The following is a 1,269-nucleotide window of genomic DNA, read 5'->3' as shown; positions in this document are numbered from 1 at the left end:
GGGACTGCCGCAAGGATGGGTGACATCTGATCTGGCTTGCCCGTAGGGCGGCCTGGAAGGATGTGTACCATGCCCGCTCCCTACCCCCAGGAGTTCCGCGAAGACGTCGTGCGAGTGGCCCGGTCCCGTGAGGACGGCATCACGATCGCGCAGATCGCGAAGGACTTCGGCGTCCACGAGATGACGCTCCACAAATGGATCCGCCAAGCCGATATCGACGACGGCAACCGCCCCGGCAGGACCCGGGAGGAATCGACCGAGTTGCGTGAGGCGCGCAAGCAGATCCGGCTGCTTCAGCAGGAGAACGAGGTCCTCCGCCGCGCCGCTGCCTACCTGTCCCAGGCGAACCTGCCGGGAAAAGGTACTACCCGCTCGTGAGCGAGCTCGCCGTCGACGGCATCCCCGTCACGGTGTCCCTGCGGGTCCTGAAGCTCTCCCGCCAGCCCTACTACCGCTGGCGGAAACAGCAGGTCACCAATGCCGAACTGATCGAGGCTTACCGGGCCAACGCCCTGCTGGACGCCCACGTCGACGACCCCGAGTACGGCTACCGGCTCCTGGTCGACGAAGCCGCCGACACCGGCGAGAAGATGTGTGAGCGGACCGCGTGGAAGATCTGCCGGGACAACCAGTGGTGGTCAGTGTTCGGGAAGAAGCGCGGTAAGAACGGGAAGCGCCCCGGGCCACCGGTCCACGACGACCTCGTCAAGCGCGACTTCACTGCTGATGACGTCAACGAACTGTGGCTGACCGACATCACGGAACACCCCACCGACGAGGGCAAGCTCTACCTCTGCGCCATCAAGGACGTGTTCTCCGGCCGGATCGTCGGCTACTCCATGGACTCCCGGATGAAGGCGCGTCTGGCAGTGAATGCCCTGGAGAGCGCGATATCCAGGCGTCGAGATGCCGCTGGCTGCATCGTCCACTCGGACCGCGGATCCCAGTTCCGATCACGGAAGTTTGTGCACGCCCTGACCCGTCACCACCTCATCGGATCGATGGGCCAAGTCGGTGCCGCCGGGGACAACGCCGCGATGGAGTCCTTCTTCTCGCTGCTCCAGAAGAACGTCCTGGACCGCAAGCGCTGGCGGACCCGAGACGAGCTCCGGATCGCGATCATCACCTGGATCGAGCGGACCTATCACCGCCGCCGCCGACAGGCCCGCCTGGGCCGATTGACCCCCATCGAATACGAGACCATCATGAAACCGGCCGTGAGCCTCGCGGCCTGACACCACAACTGTCACCTGATCATGCGGCAGTCCC

1 protein-coding gene is annotated in these 1,269 nt (G+C 65.0%); it reads left to right on the top strand.

Annotation, left to right across the window (positions count from 1 at the left end):
• The first annotated feature begins 69 nt into the window (after positions 1 to 69).
• Positions 70 to 1,235 (top strand): IS3 family transposase gene (locus ACFQ53_RS17705; protein ID WP_226851139.1). Its coding sequence is split into 2 segments (ribosomal slippage): positions 70 to 354 and positions 357 to 1,235, totalling 1,164 coding nucleotides; the frame shifts between segments, so codons are not numbered across the junction.
• Positions 1,236 to 1,269: the final 34 nt, after the last annotated feature.

The sequence above is a fragment of the Brachybacterium sp. NPDC056505 genome, from assembly GCF_042794925.1.
GTDB lineage: Bacteria > Actinomycetota > Actinomycetes > Actinomycetales > Dermabacteraceae > Brachybacterium > Brachybacterium kimchii.
This window is presented reverse-complemented; position numbering and strand designations above follow the sequence as displayed.